Source organism: Streptomyces sp. NPDC054872, from assembly GCF_053610705.1.
Genome location: NZ_JBSGYY010000028.1, coordinates 113,512 through 127,204, shown reverse-complemented (window position 1 = coordinate 127,204; position 13,693 = coordinate 113,512). Strand labels below are relative to the sequence as shown.

The window sequence follows — 13,693 nt, the reverse complement described above, 5'->3', positions numbered from 1 at the left end:
GCCCAGGCGGAGCTCAGAGCTCCGCCTGGGCCGCCGTCGCGTCCTGGGCCCAGTGGTGCGGGGGCGAGGGGCTAGGGGGCTAGGGGGCTAGCTAGGGGGAGAAGCGAAGTCCGTTTATGTCCGTGCAAGGTCCGAGCCTGTGGACTTTGTGGAAAAGCAGTCGTACTCTGCAGGGGAAACCACACACTCGGGCATGCGGCGGAGGCAAACGGACATGTACGCACCGGAGCGGCAGCAGGAGATTCTGCGGCTCGCGCGCGACGGCGGCCGGGTCGACGTCCTCTCGCTCGCCGAGGAGTTCAAGGTCACCGCCGAGACCATCCGGCGCGACCTGAAGGCCCTCGACCGCGCGGGCATGGTGCGCCGTGTGCACGGCGGTGCCATACCGGCGGGGCGCCTCGACTTCGAACCGGACCTCGCGGAGCGGGAGGGAACGGCGGCCGACGAGAAGGACCGCATCGCCCACGCCGCCCTCGCCGAACTCCCCGCCGAAGGCAGCGTCATCCTCGACGCCGGTTCGACCGTCGCCCGCCTGGCGGCCTCCCTCCCGCTGGAAGCGACCTTCACCGTCGTCACGCACGGCCTCCCCACCGCCGCCCGTCTCGCCGACCACCCCGGCATCCAGCTTCACCTCATCGGCGGCCGCGTCCGCAGCCGTACGCGCGCCGCCGTCGACGCGTGGGCACTGCGGGCGTACGGAGAGATCCGCGCCGACGTCCTCTTCGTCGCCGCGAACGGCTTCTCCGCGCAAGCCGGCCTGACCACTCCCGACCTCGCCGAAGCCGCCGTCAAGCGCGCGGCGATCGGCGCGGCCCGCCGCGTGGTGCTCCTAGCGGACTCCACCAAGCACGGGCAGGAGCACTTCGCGCGCTTCGGTGACCTGGCGGACGTGGATCTGCTGATCACCGACAGCGGCCTCAGTCCCGAGGACGCCGCGGCGATCGAGAGCGGCGGCACGGAGGTGATCCGCGCATGAGCGACGCGGACACACTCAAGAGCGACACCACGCAGGTCAGCAATGAAACGGTACGTACGCGCATGATCCTCACCGTCACCCCCAACCCCTCCCTCGACCGCACCTACGAGGTCCCCTCGCTGGACCGCGGCGAGGTCATCCGGGCCACCGGTGACCGCATGGACCCGGGCGGCAAGGGCGTCAACGTGTCGAGGGCGGTCGCGGCGGCAGGCGCGGCGACGCTCGCGGTCCTGCCCCTCGGCGGCGCGCCCGGCGCGCTGGTGGCCCAACTCCTCGACGAGCAGGGCATCCAGGTCGCCCCGGTCCCGGTCGCCGGCCAGACCCGCTCCAACATCGCCGTGGCCGAACCGGACGGAACTCTCACCAAGATCAATGCGGCCGGACCCGAACTGACCGCGGCCGAGGCCGAGTCGCTGCTCTCCACCGTGCGGGAGCGTTCCGTCGGCGCCGACTGGATCGCCTGCTGCGGCAGCCTGCCCCGCGGGCTCGCCCCTTCCTGGTACGCCGACCTGGTGGCCCGCGCGCACGCCGCCGGCGCCCGCATCGCCCTCGACACCTCGGGCCCCGCCCTGCTCGCCGCCCTCGCCGAACGCCCCGACGTCGTCAAGCCGAACGCGGAGGAGCTCGCCGAAGCCGTGGGCCGCCCCCTGGCGACCGTCGGCGACGCGGTCAAGGCGGCCGAGGAACTACGGCAGCTGGGCGCGCGGGCCGTGCTCGCCAGTCTCGGCGCGGACGGCCAGCTCCTGGTGGACGACTCCGGCGCGTACTTCGCTTCCGCACCGGTCGACGCCGTACGCAGCAACGTCGGAGCCGGTGACTCCTCCCTGGCCGGTTTCCTCGTCGCGGGCGGCACCGGCGTCACCGCCCTCGCCTCGGCCGTGGCGCACGGCGCGGCAGCGGTCCAGCTCCCCGGCAGCGCGATGCCGACCCCCGCCGACCTCGCGCCCGACGCCGTCACCGTCACGTCGGAGGTCCCCATGGACCGCGTACTGACGGAGCCGGCGTCATGACGTACCCCACCCGCAGCACCCCCGTCCCCACCCCCGCCCTCCGGGCGATACGCGTGCGAAGGAGCCCGCGATGAGCGAGATGATCACCGCGGAACTGGTCGACCTCGAAATCGACCGGTCCGCCGGAACCAAGGAAGCGGCGGCCCGTGCCCTCGCCGAACGCATGGTGGCCTTGGGGCGGGTGACCGATCTGGACGGGTTCCTCGCCGATGTGGCGACCCGCGAGGCGCAGATGCCGACCGGCCTCGACGGCGGCATCGGCATCCCGCACTGCCGCAGCGCCCACGTCACCGAGCCGACCCTGGCCTTCGGCCGCTCGGCCCGAGGCATCGACTTCGGGGCGCCGGACGGCCCCGCAGACCTGATCTTCCTGATCGCCGCTCCCGCCGGAGCCGATGACGCCCACCTGACCATCCTGTCGTCCCTCGCGCGGCAGTTGATGGACGAGGAGTTCACGAGCGCGCTGCGGGCGGCGGAGGACGCCGGGACCGCCGCGGCCCTGATCACGGGGGAGTGCGCGGCGGACAGCACGGCGGACAGCGCGGCGGACGACCCCGCGGAGCCGCAGCCGGAGAGCGCCCCTGACCCGGCGGAACCGTTCCGCATCGTCGCGGTCACCTCCTGCCCCACCGGCATCGCGCACACCTACATGGCGGCCGAGTCCCTCGAGAACGCCGCCCGCGAGGCAGGCGTGGAGCTCACGGTCGAGACCCAGGGGTCAGCGGGCTTCACCCGCCTCGACCCGGCCGTCGTCGCCGCCGCGGACGCGGTCATCTTCGCGCACGACGTCCCCGTACGGGACAAGGACCGCTTCGGCGGAAAGCCCACCGTCGACGTCGGGGTGAAGGCGGGCATCAGCAGGCCCGCCGAGCTCATCGCCGAGGTGCGGGCGAAGGCGGCCCGCGGCGAGACCACCGCGGACGTCGGGCCGAGCCCCGTCGACAACGTCGGTGACAGTGGCGACGGTTACGGCACCAAGCTGCGCAAGTGGCTCATGTCCGGCGTCAGTTACATGGTGCCGTTCGTCGCCGCCGGCGGTCTCCTCATCGCCCTCGGCTTCGCCATCGGCGGCTGGAAGATCGACAAGGCGCCGTCCGTCGCCGAGCACTTCGTGTGGACGGACACCACCAGCTGGGCCGCGCTCCTCTTCCAGATCGGCGGACTGGCCTTCGCCTTCCTGGTGCCGGTCCTCGCGGGGTACATCGCGTACGGAATGGCCGACCGGCCAGGGCTCGTCCCCGGATTCGTCGGCGGTTCCGTCGCCGTCACGATCAACGCGGGGTTCCTGGGCGGTCTCGCGGCGGGCCTGATCGCGGGCGCGGTCGTCATGGGCATCCAGCGCGTGCGGATCCCGGCCGTCCTGCGCGGGATCATGCCGGTGGTCGTGATCCCGCTGATCTCGTCCGCGGTCGTCGGCTTCCTGATGTTCCTCGTCATCGGGAAGCCCATCGCGGAGCTGCAGAGCGCGCTCACGGACTGGCTGGAGGGCCTGTCCGGCGCCAACGCCATCATCCTCGGCGTCATCCTCGGCCTGATGATGTGCTTCGACCTCGGCGGCCCGCTGAACAAGGTCGCTTACGCCTTCGCCGTCGGCGGCCTCGCCAACCCGACCGATGGCAGCTTCAAGGTCATGGCCGCGGTGATGGCGGCCGGTATGGTCCCGCCGCTGGCCATGGCCCTGGCCACCACGGTCCGCGGCCGGCTCTTCACCAAGACCGAGCGTGAGAACGGCAAGGCGGCCTGGTTCCTGGGCGCCTCCTTCATCACGGAGGGTGCGATCCCGTTCGCCGCGGCCGACCCGCTGCGGGTGATTCCGGCGTCGATGGCGGGCGGCGCGGTCACCGGCGCCCTGTCGATGGCCTTCGGCTGCACGCTGCGGGCCCCGCACGGCGGCATCTTCGTGGTGCCGCTCATCGGGCAGCCGCTGCTGTACCTGGTGGCGATCGCCGCCGGAGTCGGCGTCTCTACCGTGGCGGTCATCCTGCTCAAGGGCGCCCGGAGGGCGGCGCCTTCCAAGGACGGCAGCACGGGCGAGGAAGCGGCGCCGGAGGAGCGGGTGCCGGCGGCTGTCTGATCCCGGCCCATTCGGGCCCGACTGCCGGGCATCGGCCGTTCGGACCCTATGCGGGGGGTTGTGCGACATGCGTCACTTCAGGACGTAAGTCCCACAACCCCCTGTCGTAAGCCCCGGATCGTGTTGTCTACTGTGCGGCATGCTCCAGAATGTCTCGATCCTCCAGCAGACAGGCGTGGCCGTCCTGGCCGCGGCGACCGTCGTCTGGGCCGTGGGCCTGGTGCGGGTGATGCGGCGCGACCAGACCGACGTGGATGCCTGGCGCAGGTCACGGGCGCTGGGTGCGCTGCCCGCGCAGGCGGGCCCGCCGCACGCCGAGACGGTCGAGCTGACGGCGGACGAGCGCGCCGCCTTCGCGGGCCTGGTACGGCAGTTCGGCGACAGCCGCCCCTGAGGCTCGGACGCGGACCGGCCCCTACTTCGTGCGCTGCTGCGGAATGTTCCTGGCGCGCTGCTCCATCGCCGCGCGGGCCGCTTCCTCGGAGACGTACACCTCGCAGCGGTGCCGCTTGTCGGGCGTGACCGTGTGCTCGACCTCCCAGAGGCTGAGCTCGCTGCCGTCGAAGAGCAGGAACGCGTGCTCGTAGAGCGAGAAGCAGAGGCGCGCCTCGCCCGGCAGGCAGGGGCGCCCGAAGGCCTGCGTGATCTGGTGCGCGAACGCCGAGCGCAATAACCGCTCGAGGTCCTCGCCGGGGCGCCCCTCGCTCACCGAGTTCTCCGCGCGGCGCAGCAGTCGGCGGCCGTGATCCGCGGAGTCGTCCGGCACGTACGTATGACGGGGTTCGTCGGTGACCGGGAGCTGGAGCACGACGGGCTGCTCGCAGGCGGCGGAGGGGGTGTCGGGCGGGAGCGGAAGACGCGAGGTGGCGACCCCGGCCTCCTCCTCGTCCGCGTACACCTCGTACTGGGGGTGGCTGTCCGGCCCGGTGTTGTGCACGAGCTCCCACAGGGTGAGCGCGCCCGCGTCGGCGAGCAGCCATGTGTGGCGGTACGTCTCGCGGTGCAGGCCCGCGCTGTGATGCGCGGAGTGCAGCGAACTGTCGTACGCCAGCGCCGAGTCCAGACGCCCTATCGTGTCGTCCGGCAGGTCGAACGAGTTCATGGCGCGGCGCAGGAGCCGCTCGAGATGCTCCTGCGGGGAGTGCGGAGAATTCTGCTCGGCAGACTGTGGCTCGTACGCCGTCTCGTACTCGTACGGAACGCTCAAGGTCTCTCCCGGCGTTGCTGCATGTCACCTTGTGAGTGCATACCGTAGCCCCTGCGTCGGACATCATGTCCGGGAACTGGAAAACGTACGAGCCGCACGGCAAGTTCCCGTGCGGCTCGCGGTGTTGGGGCTGGTGAGAGGCTCAGGAGCGGCGGCCGGAATCAGCCCGCGCTGCCCGCCGTCCACTCGCTCCAGGACATGTTCCAGCCGTTCAGGCCGTTGTCCGGGGCGATGGTCTCGTCCGGGGATCCCTTGACCGTCACGATGTCCCCGATGAGGGAGTTGTCGTAGAACCACGCGCCCGGCGTGCTGGAGTCGCCCGCGCCCTGCGCGTCCCGCAGTCCGACGCAGCCGTGGCTGGTGTTGGCGCTGCCGAAGATCGAGGGCGAGCCCCAGTAGTTGCCGTGGATGAAGGTGCCGGACGACGACAGGCGCATCGCGTGCGGGACGTCCTTGATGTCGTACTCACCGCCGAAGCCGACCGTGTCGCCGTTCATCCGGGTCTGGGTGAACTTCTCGGAGATCACCATCTTGCCGTTGTACGTGGGATTCGACGGGCTGCCCGCGGAGATCGGGATGGTCTTGATGACCTTGCCGTCGCGCTCGACCGTCATCTTCTTGGCCTTCACGTCGACCGTGGAGACCTGCGCGCGGCCCACGGTGAAGCTGACCGTCTTGTTCTGTACGCCGGTGGCGCCGTCCGCGCCCTTCACGCCCTCCAGGTCGATCTTCATCGTGACCTTGGAGCCGGCCTTCCAGTACTCCTCGGGCCTGAAGTCCAGGCGCTGGTCGCCGAACCAGTGGCCCACGACCTTCTGGCCGCTGTCGGTGGTGACCTTGATGTGCGACTGGACGGACTGCTTCTCGGTGATCGCCTTGTCGAAGTTGAAGGAGACCGGCATGCCGACACCGACCTTCGTGCCGCCGTCGGGGGTGTAACTGCCGATGAAGCTGTTGGCCTTCGAGACGGTGGTGAAGATGGAGTTCTCGGTGGCTTCCTTGCCCTCGGTGTCCTTCGCGTCGGCGGTGATCTTGTACTTCATGCCGCGTTCCAGCTGGGCCTTGGGCTTCCAGCTGGTGCCGTCGGAGGAGAGCGTGCCGTCGACCGCCGCCCCGGTGGAGACCAGGGTCATCTTCACCTCGGTCAGCTTGCCGCCCTCGACCTTGACGCCCGTGGCGTTGATGGAGGCCCCGGTCGAGCCGTCCTTCGCCGAGATGGTGATGTCGGCGCCCTGGGTCTTGTTCTTGCCGTTCTTGCCGTCGCTGTCGCCATCGGCGTCCGAGTCGCCGCCACAGGCCGTGAGGGTGAGCGCACCTACGGCGGCGAGCGCGGTGGCCGCCAGAAGGGTGCGTCGCCGGGGCTTGGCTATGTGCGACGTTGTCACGGGCTGCTCCATCTTTGTGCGAAGTGCGCGTTCTGATCCAGTAAGGGTTAAGAGCGGCCTGCGGGCGGAGAGGTTCCGTCCGCTTGATGTGAGGGCGGGCACATGGACATCGCCCGTCGGCGGGTCAACGGACCGTGCTCTGCGGCCATTTGTAGCTGTTGTTTCTGGGAATTCCCTTAGGTGACGCTTTGGGATTCCTGAGCCGGCGGGGGCCTGTGGGGCTTGGTCGGGGGAGGGGGTCGGTCGGCGGCTACTCGGCTTGCTCGCCGTAAAGGTCTCGGTACGAGGGGAAGTTGCCGCCCGGTGTCGCGACGGACTCGGCGGCCAGGAGCGCCCTGACGATCGCCGCCGTCACCATGTCCGCGCCCGCCGCCAGGACTTCGTTCAGGGCGAGGGGATGGTCGGCCGCCAACGGGCGCTCACCGGTCGCGAGGGCGAAGACGGTGTCCCCGTCGTTGAGCAGATGGACGGGGCGCACGGCGCGTGCCATGCCGTCGTGCGACGTCCCCGCGAGCTTCTGCGCCTGGGCCTTGGTGAGTTCGGCGTCCGTGGCCACCACGGCGAGGGTCGTGTTCAGCGGCGGAGGCCCGCTCTCGGCGGCGGCTTCGGCGAGGCGGCGCGTGGCCTCCTCGTGCACCTCGGGGGCGGGGTAGGCCACCGGCCGCCCCTCGAAGAACCGCCCGTACAGCGCGCCCGTCCCCGCGTCGACCCCCGAGCCCGCCGCGTTCGCCACGACCAGGGCGGCCACGGTGATGCCCGAGTCCAGCCGGACGCTCGCGCTGCCGACACCGCCCTTGACCTTCCCGACCACGGCTCCGGTGCCCGCGCCCACGTTCCCCTCCTCGACGGGCGTGAACGGCTCGCTGCCCGCGGCGGCCTCCACCGCGGCCCGGCCCGTCGTGGCGTCGGGGCGTGCCGTGAAGTCGCCGCCCCGGCCGAGGTCGAAGACGCAGGCGGCCGGGACCACGGGGACGACGTGGGAGGGATCGGGGCCGACCCGCACGCCCCGGCCCCGCTCCTCGAGCCACGCCATCACGCCGGTCGCGGAGTCCAGGCCGTACGCGCTGCCGCCGGTCAGCACCACGGCCTCGACGCGCTGGACCAGATTGCGGGGGTCGAGGGCATCCGTCTCGCGGGTGCCGGGGCCGCCGCCGCGCACATCCACGGCCGCGACGGCGCCGCCCTCCGGGGCGAGCACGACCGTGGTGCCGGTGAGGTGGCCCGCGTGGGTGGGCGCGACGCGGGTGGCATGGCCCACGCGTAGGCCGGCGACATCGGAGAGGGAGTGGGTGCGGGGCCTGGTGGAGGGGTTCGAGGAAGCCATGCCGACTTGCGTATCACGCGGGGGAGGCATCGAGGCCCGAACGTCCGAAGGCCCTCTGATCTTCATGTCTTTGGGCCGGTCGACGCATGCCCTACGCCTCTGCTCCCGAAGATCCGCGCACGCGAGGGTGGATGTGTCAGGCCCCGGAGCAAGGTCGGGACCCGTAGCGAACTGGGATCCAACATGACATCGCCTGCCGCTCAAGAAGCGCGGTCCGCGCCATCGGTCAGCACGTACGACCCCGCGCAGTACCGCCCCGGCAAGACCATCACCGACTGGGAGCCGGAGAACGAACTCTTCTGGAAGTCCATCGGCAAGAAGGTCGCCGCCCGCAACCTGTGGATCGCCGTCCCCGCGCTCCTGGTCGCGTTCGTCGTCTGGCAGGTGTGGTCGGTCACGGCGACCAACCTCAAGGACGTCGGCTTCGGTTTCTCCACCTCGCAGCTGTTCTGGCTGACGGCCGTCCCCGGCATCACCGGCGGCACGGCGCGCGTCTTCTACACCTTCCTCGGCCCGATGATCGGGCAGCGCCGCTTCACCGCGCTCTCCACGATCGTCCTGGTCATCCCGCTGATCTGGCTCGGCATCGCGGTGCAGGACCCGAACACCTCGTACGGCGTGATGATCGCCATCGCGGCCCTCTGCGGTGTCGGCGGCGCCAACTTCGCCTCGTCCCTGGCCAACATCGGCTTCTTCTTCCCCAAGCGGGACAAGGGCAACGCCACCGGCATCAACGGCGGTCTCGGCAACCTCGGTGTCTCCGTCGTCCAGCTGGTCACCCCGATCGTCATCACCAGCTCGGTGCTCGCGGTCGGCTCGGCCCAGCACAAGGCGGACGGCACACCCGTGTGGCTGCAGAACGCCGCGTTCCTGTGGGTGCCCGTCCTGGTGATCCTCGCCGCGGTCGCGTGGTTCGGCCAGAACGACCTGAAGGTCGCCTCCACCCCCTTCAGCCAGCAGAAGATCATCTTCAAGCGCAAGCACAACTGGCTGATGACCTGGCTCTACGTCGGCACGTTCGGTTCCTTCATCGGGTTCGCGGCAGCTCTGCCGATGCTCATCAAGACCACGTTCACGCCGATCGACGCGGCCTACTCCGCGGCCACGTACGCCTGGATGGGTCCGGCCGTGGGCGCGCTCGCCCGCTGGGCCGGCGGCTGGATCGCCGACAAGATCGGTGGCGCGAGGGTCACCATCATCTCGTTCGTCGGCATGGCGCTCTCGATCATCGGCGTCATCAACTTCCTGCCCTCCGGCGGTGACGACGGCAACTTCTGGGGCTTCTTCGTCTGCTTCCTGTGCGCGTTCTTCTTCTCGGGCATAGGCAACGGCTCGACGTTCCGCCAGATCCCGGTGATCTTCCGGGCCCAGCACCTGAAGGGCCTGACGGAGGGCACCCCCGCCTACACGAAGGCGCTGAAGCAGTCCGAGATGGAGGCGGGCGCCGTCACCGGATTCACCTCCGCCATCGCGGCCTACGGCTTCTTCTTCATCCCGGCGATGTTCGCCAACTTCGCCGTCACCAGCGCGATGTGGGGCTTCGTGGCTTTCTACGCCAGCTGTATCGCGGTGTGCTGGTGGTTCTACGCCCGCAAGGGTGCGGAATCCCCGAGCTGACGCCCCGAGCGGCGTCGGAACGGTGGGCCGGGTGTGGGAGCACCCGGCCCACCGGCATGTCCGGATTTTCTTGTGAATGCCTTCACAAGCGAACTTAGGCCCAAAGTCCCGGGAGAAGTGCCAGGTCAGGGCGGGTGTATCCCGTCCGTCGTGCGGAGAGAGAGGACCTCCGGCCCCGAAGTGGGGACCATTGCGGAGCCCCTGATCGATCAGAGCGGAGTGCAATGGAGGCATAGCGAAAAGGCGATTCGGAAGGTGTCGGCGATGACTGCTACTCCCGCGGAAGCGACAGTGCACGGCCAGGCGTGGGACGGTTTCACGGGCGGCCTGTGGCGGGACGCCATCAACGTCCGCGACTTCGTGCAGCAGAACTACACCCCGTACGAGGGCGACGGCTCCTTCCTGACCGGCGCGACCGAACGCACCACCCACGTCTGGCAGAAGCTCCTCTCGATGTTTCCCGCCGAGATCGAGCGCGGCATCCACGACGTGGACGTGCAGACCCCGTCCCGCATCGACGCCTTCAGGCCCGGCTACGTCGACGGCACGGCCGCCGACCACGCGGACCTGATCGTCGGCCTCCAGACGGACGCCCCGCTCAAGCGCGCCATCATGCCCAACGGCGGCTGGCGGATGGTCGAGGGCGCTCTCAACGCCTACGGCTACGAGGCCGACCCCGAGGTCAAGGACATCTACACCCACCTCCGCAAGACCCACAACGAAGGCGTCTTCGACGCCTACACGCCCGAGATCCGCGCCTGCCGCTCCTCCGGCATCATCACCGGCCTGCCCGACGCCTACGGTCGCGGCCGCATCATCGGCGACTACCGCCGCGTCGCGCTCTACGGAGTCGACCGCCTCATCGCCGCGAAGGAGGCCGACAGGGACCTCCTTGCCGAGGAGTGGGCCACCGAGGACGTCATCCGGGCCCGCGAGGAGACCTCCGAGCAGATCAAGGCGCTGGGCGAGCTGAAGGCCATGGCGATGTCGTACGGCTACGACATCTCGGCACCCGCCACCACCGGCCGCGAGGCCGTCCAGTGGCTGTACTTCGCCTACCTGGCCGCCGTGAAGGAGCAGAACGGCGCGGCCATGTCGATCGGCCGCATCGACAACTTCCTCGACATCTACCTCCAGCGCGACATCGAGGCCGGCCGCATCACCGAGACCGAGGCCCAGGAGTTCATCGACGACTTCGTCATCAAGCTCCGCATCGTCCGCTTCCTGCGCACCCCCGAGTACAACGAGGGCTTCTCCGGCGACCCGACCTGGGTCACCTGGTCCATGGCCGGCATCGGCCAGGACGGCCGCCCGCTCGTCTCCCGCACCACGTTCCGTGCCCTGCAGACCCTCTACAACCTGGGCCCCGCCCCCGAGCCGAACCTGACGGTCTTCTGGGCACGCGAACTGCCCAAGGGCTTCAAGGACTTCGCCGCCAAGGTCGCCATCGACACCTCGGCCATCCAGTTCGAGTCCGACGACCTGATGCGCCCCAAGTACGGTGACGACACGGCCATCGCCTGCTGTGTGTCGGCCATGGCCGTCGGCAAGCAGATGCAGTTCTTCGGCGCCCGCGTCAACGTCGCCAAGGCCCTGCTCTACGCGATCAACGGCGGCCGTGACGAGAAGACAGGCAAGCGCGTCGTCGAGGGCTTCGAGCCCATTGAGGGCGACCACCTGGACTACGACACCGTCGTCGAGCGCTACGACGCCATGCTCGGCTGGCTCGCGAAGACGTACGTCCACGCGCTGAACGTCATCCACTACATGCACGACAAGTACGCCTACGAGCGCATCGAGATGGCGCTGCACGACCGGGAGATCCTGCGCACGATGGCGTGCGGCATCGCGGGCCTGTCCGTCGCCGCCGACTCGCTCTCCGCCATCAAGCACGCCAAGGTCAAGGTCATCCGCGACGAGACGGGCCTCGCCGTCGACTACGAGATCGAGGGCGACTACCCCGCCTACGGCAACAACGACGAGCGGGCCGACCACATCGCCCGGCGCATCGTCTCGGACTTCATGGGCAAGATCCGACAGCACCCGACCTACCGCGACGCGGTGCACACCCAGTCCGTCCTGACGATCACCTCGAACGTCGTCTACGGCAAGAAGACCGGCAACACCCCCGACGGCCGCCGCGCGGGCGAGCCGTTCGCCCCCGGTGCCAACCCGATGAACGGCCGGGACGAGCACGGCTACATCGCCTCGGCGCTGTCGGTCGCCAAGCTCGACTACGACGACGCCGAGGACGGCATCTCGCTCACCAACACCATCACGCCGGACGCCCTGGGCCGCACGCCCGGGGAGCGGGTCCAGAACCTCTCCGGGGTCCTCGACGGCTACATGGCCAGCGACGGCTTCCACATGAACGTCAACGTGCTCGACAGGGCGACGCTCCAGGACGCCATGGAGCACCCCGAGAACTACCCGCAGCTGACCATCCGGGTCTCCGGCTACGCGGTCAACTTCGTCCGCCTGACCCGCGACCAGCAGCTCGACGTCATCAACCGCACCTTCCACGGCTCGCTCTGAGCCACCTGGAGCACTGCCATGACTGCTCTGCTCAACACGGTGACCGCGCGCGGCACGGCGACCCCCGCGGCCGCGGTCACCCGGCGCCCCGTCACCGGATCCCTCCACTCCTGGGACCTGTCCACCGGCGTCGACGGCCCCGGGACCCGCTTCGTCACGTTCCTCTCGGGCTGCCCGCTGATCTGCCTGTACTGCCACAACCCCGACACCTGGCGGATGCGGGACGGCAAGCGGACCAGCGCCGACGACGTGATCAAGGAGGCCGCCAAGTACACCAAGTTCATCGCGGCGGCGGGCGGCGGTGCCACCGTCAGCGGCGGCGAACCCCTCCTGCAGCCCGTCTTCACCGGCGAACTTCTGCACCGCCTCAAGCACGAACTGGGCCTGCACACAGCGCTGGACACCTCCGGCTTCCTCGGGGTGCGCGCCACCGACGCCCTGCTGCGTGACGTCGACCTCGTGCTCCTGGACATCAAGTCCTGGGACCGCGACACGTACAAGAAGGTCACCGGCCGGCCGCTGCGACCCACCCTCGACTTCGCCCGCCGTCTCGCCGACCTCGGCAAGGACGTATGGGTGCGCTTCGTCCTCGTCCCCGGTCTGACCGACGCCCCGGCGAACATCGAGGGCGTCGCCCGCTTCGCCGCGTCGCTCGGCAACGTCTCGCGCGTCGACGTGCTGCCCTTCCACAAGCTGGGCGAGCCGAAGTGGGACGCCCTCGGTAAGGACTTCACCCTGCGCGGCACTCCCTCGCCGAGCCCTGGGCAGATGGCCGCCGCCAGGGAGATCTTCGCAGCTCAGGGGCTCACAGTCGTCTGACGCCCACCGCGGCGCCCCACCGACGTACCCTGGAAGCATGAGCACCGCCCCCGCCTCCGAACCGCGCGATCCGAAGGAATCGGAGACCCCGAAGGACTCCGAGGCGCCGAAGAAGCCGAAGAGCGCCCTGGTCTTCGACGACCCCCTGTCGCAGCAGTCTTCGGACGACACGGACCGCGGGTGGGGCGAGCGGCCTCCGGGCGGCGACAGCGCCGCCGACCTGGCGCGCTTCCTCGACGAGAAGCCGCCGCACCACCTCTGAGCCAGAGCTAGCGCTCGTCGTGCCCCGAGCCGCGCTGTGCCACCAGGGCGTCGCGGATCTCCTTGAGGACCTCCAGCTCCGTGATCTCGAGGACCTCCTGCGTGCCCTCCTTCTCGGCCTTCCGCGCGGCCTGCCGCGCCAGATACTTGGCCATGGGCAGCACCATCAGGAAGTAGACGACGGCCGCGGTGATCACAAAGCTGAGCGTCGCGCTGAGGACCGTGCCCCACATGATCGGGATGCCGCTCTCGACCGTGCCGTCGGCCTTCATGACGCACGGGTCCTTCAGACACGAGCTGTAGTGGTCGAGATCCTTCGTTCCGAAGGCACCGACCAGCGGGTTGATGACACCCTTCACCACGGAGTTCACGATGTTCGTGAACGCGGCGCCGATGACCACCGCGACCGCCAGGTCGACGACATTGCCGCGCATCAGGAAGGCCTTGAAGCCCTCCCAGAGACTCGGCTCGTTCTTCTCGCTCAC

General features: G+C 69.8%; 12 protein-coding genes. 8 read left to right on the top strand and 4 right to left on the bottom strand.

The window, feature by feature from the left end; translation table 11 throughout:
- Positions 1–214 precede the first annotated feature (214 nt).
- From ACWGIH_RS29545 to ACWGIH_RS29530, 4 genes are all read left to right on the top strand, one after another.
- Positions 215–976 carry a DeoR/GlpR family DNA-binding transcription regulator gene (locus ACWGIH_RS29545; protein WP_453447830.1) on the top strand — a complete coding sequence of 254 codons (762 nt, stop codon included), beginning with the start codon at positions 215–217 and terminating at the stop codon, positions 974–976.
- 62 nt (positions 977–1,038) lie between these two features.
- A complete protein-coding gene (pfkB, locus tag ACWGIH_RS29540; protein WP_453447828.1) occupies positions 1,039–1,986 on the top strand; it encodes a 1-phosphofructokinase in 948 nt (315 codons plus the stop codon).
- 70 nt (positions 1,987–2,056) lie between these two features.
- Positions 2,057–4,060 (top strand): PTS fructose transporter subunit IIABC, encoded by a 2,004-nt coding sequence (locus ACWGIH_RS29535; RefSeq protein WP_453447823.1) that lies wholly within the window; start codon positions 2,057–2,059, stop codon positions 4,058–4,060.
- A 139-nt stretch (positions 4,061–4,199) separates the two neighbouring features.
- Positions 4,200–4,454, top strand: a complete 255-nt coding sequence (locus ACWGIH_RS29530; protein WP_453447821.1) for a hypothetical protein — start codon at positions 4,200–4,202, stop codon at positions 4,452–4,454.
- A 21-nt stretch (positions 4,455–4,475) separates the two neighbouring features.
- On the opposite strand, the gene ACWGIH_RS29525 is transcribed toward ACWGIH_RS29530, so the two are convergent.
- From ACWGIH_RS29525 to ACWGIH_RS29515, 3 genes are all read right to left on the bottom strand, one after another.
- A complete protein-coding gene (locus ACWGIH_RS29525) occupies positions 4,476–5,267 on the bottom strand; it encodes a DUF6227 family protein (RefSeq protein WP_453447820.1) in 792 nt (263 codons plus the stop codon).
- Positions 5,268–5,428: 161 nt separating this feature from the next.
- Positions 5,429–6,652: a L,D-transpeptidase gene (locus tag ACWGIH_RS29520; protein WP_453447818.1), complete on the bottom strand. Its 1,224-nt coding sequence runs from the start codon at positions 6,650–6,652 to the stop codon at positions 5,429–5,431.
- Positions 6,653–6,902: 250 nt separating this feature from the next.
- Positions 6,903–7,976, bottom strand: coding sequence for a P1 family peptidase (locus tag ACWGIH_RS29515; protein WP_453447816.1), 1,074 nt, complete (start codon positions 7,974–7,976; stop codon positions 6,903–6,905).
- A gap of 183 nt (positions 7,977–8,159) precedes the next feature.
- On the opposite strand from ACWGIH_RS29515, the gene ACWGIH_RS29510 reads away from it, so the two are divergent.
- The 4 genes from ACWGIH_RS29510 to ACWGIH_RS29495 all read left to right on the top strand — a co-directional run bounded on the left by ACWGIH_RS29510 (position 8,160) and on the right by ACWGIH_RS29495 (position 13,209).
- The gene (locus ACWGIH_RS29510; protein ID WP_453447815.1) at positions 8,160–9,593 is read left to right on the top strand and encodes a NarK family nitrate/nitrite MFS transporter; all 1,434 of its coding nucleotides are present in this window, start codon (positions 8,160–8,162) and stop codon (positions 9,591–9,593) included.
- A gap of 264 nt (positions 9,594–9,857) precedes the next feature.
- Positions 9,858–12,128, top strand: coding sequence for a formate C-acetyltransferase (gene pflB / locus ACWGIH_RS29505; RefSeq protein ID WP_453447813.1), 2,271 nt, complete (start codon positions 9,858–9,860; stop codon positions 12,126–12,128).
- Between the two features lie 18 nt (positions 12,129–12,146).
- Complete coding sequence (gene pflA, locus ACWGIH_RS29500; RefSeq protein WP_453447811.1) at positions 12,147–12,947, top strand: pyruvate formate-lyase-activating protein; 801 nt, start codon at positions 12,147–12,149, stop codon at positions 12,945–12,947.
- A gap of 37 nt (positions 12,948–12,984) precedes the next feature.
- The gene (locus ACWGIH_RS29495; protein ID WP_453447809.1) at positions 12,985–13,209 is read left to right on the top strand and encodes a hypothetical protein; all 225 of its coding nucleotides are present in this window, start codon (positions 12,985–12,987) and stop codon (positions 13,207–13,209) included.
- A gap of 7 nt (positions 13,210–13,216) precedes the next feature.
- On the opposite strand, the gene mscL is transcribed toward ACWGIH_RS29495, so the two are convergent.
- Positions 13,217–13,693, bottom strand: coding sequence for a large conductance mechanosensitive channel protein MscL (mscL, locus tag ACWGIH_RS29490; protein WP_453447807.1), 477 nt, complete (start codon positions 13,691–13,693; stop codon positions 13,217–13,219).